9 protein-coding genes are annotated in these 6,770 nt (G+C 27.6%); all 9 read left to right on the top strand.

Translation table 11 applies throughout. The features are described 5' to 3' along the window. Positions 1–419: 419 nt before the first annotated feature. The 9 genes from COL3_RS00975 to COL3_RS00945 all read left to right on the top strand — a co-directional run bounded on the left by COL3_RS00975 (position 420) and on the right by COL3_RS00945 (position 6,348). The gene (locus COL3_RS00975) at positions 420–614 is read left to right on the top strand and encodes a hypothetical protein (protein WP_008420204.1); all 195 of its coding nucleotides are present in this window, start codon (positions 420–422) and stop codon (positions 612–614) included. Positions 615–617: 3 nt separating this feature from the next. Then, positions 618–1,853, top strand: coding sequence for a DNA modification methylase (locus tag COL3_RS00970; protein ID WP_008420202.1), 1,236 nt, complete (start codon positions 618–620; stop codon positions 1,851–1,853). Between the two features lie 78 nt (positions 1,854–1,931). Then, positions 1,932–2,243, top strand: a complete 312-nt coding sequence (locus tag COL3_RS00965) for a hypothetical protein (protein ID WP_008420200.1) — start codon at positions 1,932–1,934, stop codon at positions 2,241–2,243. Positions 2,244–2,306: 63 nt separating this feature from the next. Beyond that, the gene (locus COL3_RS00960; protein WP_008420198.1) at positions 2,307–2,690 is read left to right on the top strand and encodes a hypothetical protein; all 384 of its coding nucleotides are present in this window, start codon (positions 2,307–2,309) and stop codon (positions 2,688–2,690) included. Between the two features lie 154 nt (positions 2,691–2,844). Next, positions 2,845–3,534 (top strand): cell wall-binding protein, encoded by a 690-nt coding sequence (locus COL3_RS00955; RefSeq protein WP_008420196.1) that lies wholly within the window; start codon positions 2,845–2,847, stop codon positions 3,532–3,534. A gap of 136 nt (positions 3,535–3,670) precedes the next feature. After that, positions 3,671–3,904 carry a phage terminase small subunit-related protein gene (locus tag COL3_RS00950; protein ID WP_008420195.1) on the top strand — a complete coding sequence of 78 codons (234 nt, stop codon included), beginning with the start codon at positions 3,671–3,673 and terminating at the stop codon, positions 3,902–3,904. Between the two features lie 20 nt (positions 3,905–3,924). Beyond that, the gene (locus tag COL3_RS28485) at positions 3,925–4,086 is read left to right on the top strand and encodes a hypothetical protein (protein ID WP_180277907.1); all 162 of its coding nucleotides are present in this window, start codon (positions 3,925–3,927) and stop codon (positions 4,084–4,086) included. Positions 4,087–4,932: 846 nt separating this feature from the next. Further along, positions 4,933–5,061, top strand: a complete 129-nt coding sequence (locus COL3_RS29485; protein WP_008420191.1) for a hypothetical protein — start codon at positions 4,933–4,935, stop codon at positions 5,059–5,061. A gap of 42 nt (positions 5,062–5,103) precedes the next feature. After that, a complete protein-coding gene (locus tag COL3_RS00945) occupies positions 5,104–6,348 on the top strand; it encodes an ATP-binding protein (protein WP_008420189.1) in 1,245 nt (414 codons plus the stop codon). The last annotated feature ends 422 nt before the right edge of the window (positions 6,349–6,770 follow it).

Below are 6,770 nucleotides of genomic sequence, written 5' to 3'. Positions count from 1 at the left end.
ATTTTAACAATGGAGGATTGCATTTTCTATCCGTTAATTTTTTTACGCTTACTTTTAATTATGGAGAAGATGGATATAAGTGATGTTTATGTGATGAATTAATTGGAAGGGATATAATAGATTATTCCATATATGAAATAGAAAAATCAACTTACAAGTTAGAAAAGTCAACACACCCCAAATTAGACTCTGTTTCTAGAGCTGAACTTAATAGACAAATAACAAAACTTATCAAAATTTGTGAGGAAGAAATAAAGGAAAATATGTATTGTTCAGAGTGTATAGAAAGAATTAGGAATAAGTATATCATAAAAATTAATTCTATCAGAGATTCAAATAGATAACAACAGAGTCTAAATAAGGCTCTTTTTTTTATACGCTAAAACAATCAAAATAATAATTTAGAAAGGAGATTTAACATGAACAAAGTAAAGCGAAGAAAATTAAATCTAAATATGAAATTTCAAAAAGGAGCTGTTGTATGTGCTAAGTCTCCAATCGAATGTAAAGGATGCAGGGATATAGGTCAATGTGAAGAAATGGATTTGTTTTATTATACATATAGTAAAAAAGATATAAGCGAATGTATTAAGAATGATGAAAGGAGAAGATAACATATGATGACAATTGAAAACATGAAACTAAGTGAAATTATCCAATATGAAAATAATCCAAGGAATAATGATGCTGCAGTAGAGAAAGTTGCTGAAAGCATAAAAGAATTTGGTTTTAAAGTACCTATAATAGTGGATAAGAATAATGTTATCATTGCTGGTCATACAAGATATAAAGCAGCTGCAAAATTAGAATTAGAAAATGTTCCAGTAATAAAAGCCGATGATCTTACTGAACAGCAGGTTAAAGCATTTAGGATAATGGATAATAAATCTTCAGAGTTTGCAACCTGGAATTATGAAGCATTACTTCAGGAACTAGAAGAATTAAGGCTTGATGATTATAATTTAGATCTAACTGGATTTAATTTAAGTGAATTTGAGCAGATAGAGGATAAGTATAATCCAAAGGAGATCCAGGAAGATGATGATTTTAATGTTGAAGAACAACTAGAGAATATAGAAGAACCTAAAAGTAAAAGAGGCGATGTATGGCTTCTTGGTAAAAACAGATTACTTTGCGGAGATAGTACATTAAAAGAAGATGTTGAAAAATTGATGAATGGTCTTAAAGCAAATTTAGTATTTACGGATCCACCATACAATGTAAATTATGAAGGAGCGACTGCAGATAAACTTACTATAGCAAATGATAATATGACACAAAATGAATTTTATGAGTTCCTATCTAAAGTATTCAATAATTATTATGAGAATATGGAAGAAGGAGCTCCTATTTATGTTTGCCATGCTGATAGTGAAGGTGAAAACTTTAGGAGGACATTTAGAGAATCAGGTTTAAAGCTAGCTCAATGCATTATTTGGGTCAAGAATGCTTTTGTAATTGGAAGACAAGATTATCAGTGGAAACATGAACCTATATTATATGGCTGGAAAGAGGGAAAAGCTCATTACTTTGTTGATGATAGAACTCAAGATACTGTTTGGGAAATTCCTAAGCCAACTAGAAATGCAGAGCATCCAACAATGAAACCATTGTCTTTATGTGCTAGAGCAATTAAGAATAGCAGTAAGCCTAATGATTTAGTAGTAGATTTTTTTGGCGGTAGTGGATCCACCTTAATGGCTGCAACTGAACTTCAAAGAGTATGTTATACTATGGAGCTGGATGAAAAATATGCTGATGTTATAGTTCTAAGATATATAAACCAATATGGATCAGATGAAGTTTACTTACTAAGAGATGGAGAAAAAATTCCTTATTTTGAAGTTAAATAAACTGATAAAAAAGACTTGCAATTAAAGTGTTTCAGAGTGATTAATGTGTTAAGGAAATAAAACACGGAGGCGATCAAAATGAAAGCATTGTTTGGAAGAAAAGTATTAAATGTTAAAGAACTTAAAGGATTAAAGAAAAAATCAAATGATGATGAAATAAAGAGTATAGCGTATGAGATATCAAGGGAAGTTATTTTAAGCGATAAAGAATATAAGGAGTTTACAGAAAACTTTAGCAAGGATCAACCTTGGATAACCGAAGAAGATGGAGGAATAAATGAAAAAGGAGAATTTATATGTATAAGGGTAAGAAATAAAGCAAATAAAAAAGGAATTTTAATAAATTCAGAAGGATATACATACCCAAGATATATAGCAATTGAAAGCTAGGATGAAGCCCCCAAAAGGGCTTTTTATTATGTTTCTAAGAAAACTCCTTAGGGAGCGATAAAGATGAAAGGAAAAGATATATTTGATGATAAGAAATTAGAAGATGTTAAATCACTAACTAAAGAAGGACTTACTGAGAGTGAGTTGGCAAAAAAGTTAAACATTAGTCTTAAGACTTTAAATGAATGGAAAGAAATTTACCCTGATCTCATGAGAGTGATTGAGGAGAGTCATGAATACTACGATGATAAAGTGGAACAGGCCTTACTTAAAAGAGCTTTAGGATATGAATATGAAGAAACTGAAATAGTGGCTAGTAAGGACGGGAAGACTTCTAAAGCAAAGAAGATTAAAAAGGAAGTTCCACCAGATACTAATGCCATTATTTTTTGGTTAAGAAATAGAAATCCTAAGAAGTGGCGAAATTACAAAACCAACTTTAATTAGATGTGATGAAATGGATATTGCTAGATTATCAAATGAAGAAAATGAGGTTTAATCTACCAATTGATTTTTTACCTATTTTTAAACAGATTAAATAAAATTGACAAGAAATGTAGGATGTGTACAATTAAATTATATGTGTTTAGGGGGGATAATAATGAAGAATTTTAAATTAAGGAAATTAATAGCCAGCTTATTAATAGCAGCATCGGCATTGGCAATAAATCCAGTTGGTGCTAGTGCAGAATGGAAACAGGATAGTACAGGCTGGTGGTATGCTGATGGCAGCTCGTGGTATACTGGATGGAAGAAAATAGATGGAAAGTGGTATTATTTCGAGAGAAATGGATACATGGCTCATGATCGTTATGTTGACGGCTATTATTTAAATAGCAATGGATATTGGGATATATATGAACTTCAGCCTACTTTAAGTACAACGTTACAAGGAGTTTCAGTAAAATATCCTTCAACTTGGAAAAAATCAACTATGAATGGGCTTACTGTTTATTATTTGGATAATCAGGGAACAAATGTAATTGCGACAACATTAAATTTGAAAGGGCATACGAGTAAAGAGTATTTAGACGCAAGTATTAAATGTTTAAAGAAAATTTCAGATTTTGACCAAATTAATACTTCAACTCAAATAATTAATGGTAGAACAGTAGATATATTAGACTTTGAATATAAAAATGAATCGAATCTTCGAGTGCGATTACATCAAGTGTTTTTTTACAATAATAACAATGCATATATATTCTCTCTTACTAGAGGAAGTGATATTTCAAGTGCAGATATTATGGCTTCCTTTAATGATATGTTAAAAACCGTTACATTCGAATAAACTTTTTATTTATAAAATCGAATTATAATTATTTAGATTAAATACTATAAACAAGGGTATCAGAAAATGATACTCTTTTTATTTCTGGATAATTAAAATAAGAAGATAAAGTGAAGCGAGGTGGTGAACGTGAGGAATGGCTAGAGCACCAAATGAAAAGCAAATAGTGGCTAAAGAATTATTTGATAGAGGATATAAACTAATAGACATATCAAAGGAGTTAGATGTTCCTGAAGGCACTATTAGAAGTTGGAAGAATAGATGCGATTGGGATGGTAAAAATAATTCAACGTTGCAAATAATAAAGACGCAAATAAAAAAGGTAATATCAATAAAACTAAAGCTATTATCAGTGATAAAAAGAGTTTGATTTTCGAAACGCAATCTAGCATGGCTAGGCCAGGAAATAAGAATGCAGAAGTTCATGGATTTTTTTCAAAGTATTTGCCTAAAGATACTCTTGAAATAATTAAGGCCATCGATGAGAAAAATCCACTTAATATTATATGGGAGAATATTCAGATACAATATGCAGCTATATTAAGAGCATAAAATACTATGTATGTAGAAACTAAAAAAGAAATGATTAAAGAAATCAAAAAGAAAAAGGAATTATAATCCGAAAATGGTAAAATTAATGAAATAGAATATGAGTTTCAATTTGCTTATAAAGATAGTTGGGAACTTATTAATGGTGAATGGTATAGCTTCGATAGTCATGGAGGATTATACTTGAACTGTACAACTCCTGATGGCTACAAAGTTGATGATACTGGAGCATGGATACAATAGGATATGCTTATTTCTTAAGGGTATGGAATTGAGCTTATCAATACCTAATAAAAAAAGATGTAGCCAAATTAATGACTGCATCTTAAAAATATTTAAAAAGATAAGTAATTTAAATTATGTTTTATAATAATATGTTATTAAAAATTAGACATAATAATACTAATGGATATTCCAAAGTCGATTAGAAAACATCTTTATTCAAATATTTAAAAAATAATGGTAGTAGAGAGAATCTTTATTCTCTTATTTTTTTCTCGTTAAAAAGAATTAATTAATGTAAAAAACATTTAAAATAGAAGATTGTTTCGAATAAGATATGTTTTTGTTTATATTGAGAATAATATGGAAAAAAATCATAAAAAATGTAAGAATTTTGTGTTTTAATTATGTTGAATAAATAGAATATTCGGAATAAAATGTAAATATAATTAAGTTTAATAATCAAATTAATTAATTCAAACATCAGATTCTCATAAATTAAGAAAATATCATTTCCAATTTCACATTTCTATTGGCTCAAATCCTTAGGCTAGATAAGATGATTATTTTACTTAATTATTGTAAAGGTTTTAATTTAAATATGTTATGGGTATGGAGGGTGATTTTATGTTAATTAAAAAAGTTTTTGCAAACATATTGTTTAATATTTCAGGTAGAATGACCAAAGCTAGTACTGCATCATATTTTGGATATGGCATTGAGGAGATGCCAGAATCTATGAAAAGATTAAGATAGTATAATAATTCAAGTAGTAAGTTATTGGGATGTGAATTGGAAATGAACTATTTAGACATATTAATTTCGATAATACAAAATATATCATTTATTTATATAATATATTTTTGTTTAAATATGAAGAAAAATGGAAATGAGAAAAAGATAATATTATTTTTAATAATATTATCAGCCAATGTTATTTTTATACCTAAAATATTTCAAAGTATTTTGGTAGGTATATTTCTTACGCATACTTGTGCATTAATAATTGTATATTTGTTTATTAAGCTAAATTATAGAGAAGCATTAATATCATATAGTTTAGTATATTTGATAGGAAGCACTTTAGTTTTTATATTTGGTAATATATTATATGGAATTTTAGAACAGTATTTTTTATCAGATTACATAAAAATAGTTATGGCTATGCTAATGTATGGTTCGCAGGCTATATTGTTACCTTTATGTTATATGTATAGGAGTAAGATTAAACAAATATATAAAATCCTATTAAACGAGGATATTCCAATTAAAGTTATTGTTTTTGTTAGTTTTATTCCGGACTTCTTAACTTCATTTTATTTTATATCATACGCAATAGATAGTTCGTCTTTTGGAACTATTGTTTATTCAGCTCTCTTTATTTTTTTAATTATTACTATAGTTTTTTTTATTAAAATAATTAGAAGAGCGAATGAAATAAATAGGTTAAATAGAACTTTAACTATTAAAAATGCTGAACTAAAAAAAATTAAAAATGATTATGGGTTACAAATGAGTTGTTTATATGAGCTAGTAAATATGAAGAGATATGATGATACAGTTAGATTTCTAAAAAGTGTTATAAATCAGAATGATCCAAATACGAATAATGAAAATTCTAAACAGTCTTCATTGCTTTCATTAGCAACTGGACATGCTACTAAAGAAGGTATAAATGTTATAATTGAAGATACTGCTAATTTTAAATTAACTACAATAGCTGAGATAGAACTATACAGAATAATAATTAACATTGTTAATAATGCAATAAGAGCAATGAGGAATAGTGGCACTTTAATAGCAAAATCATTTCAAGATTTAGAGGATATAGTGATAATAATAGAAAACGATGGTGAGAAAATTCCTGAAGAAATTATTGATAAAATTTTTGACTCGGGATTTACTACTAAGCATGATAATGATAAAAATCATGGGTACGGATTATGTATAGCAAAGGAATTAATTGAAAAGCATTGTGGCAAAATATTTGTTGAGAGTAATGATAATATAACTAAATTTACAATTAATTTGCCAATTACATAAGCATGATAATTTAAGATTTTTTGTTAGGTAGAAATATAAAATATATTTTTGCCCTTTTTTTCAAATTGTTAAATATTAAAGAAGTTAAAATTTTAGTTGGGAATCAGGGATAGGAAAAAGCAGTATTAATACATAAGATTGTTAAAGATTTTAGTAATTGTGTAGTAGTTTTACTAGGTTCTTTTTAATAATTTATAATTTAACCCGTATAATTCAGAAGTGAATATATGGCTTATTTTTTGTTATAATAAAATTGCATATAATAATGCAGAAATTTTTTATTGTGGAAATTATGAAAAATAACTATTGCATAATTGTAATTTAAAACGTAATAGTAAATTGTTGTGAACTTAATATATAATTACTCTATTGATTAATGTAAAAGGAGGATACAATTATGAGGATTATAGAGACACAGCCCA

It is taken from the genome of Clostridium sp. LS, assembly GCF_002760435.1.
Classification (GTDB): Bacteria; Bacillota; Clostridia; order Clostridiales; family Clostridiaceae; genus Clostridium.
The sequence above is the reverse complement of the archived record's forward strand: the minus strand, read 5'-3'. Positions and strand labels throughout refer to the sequence as shown.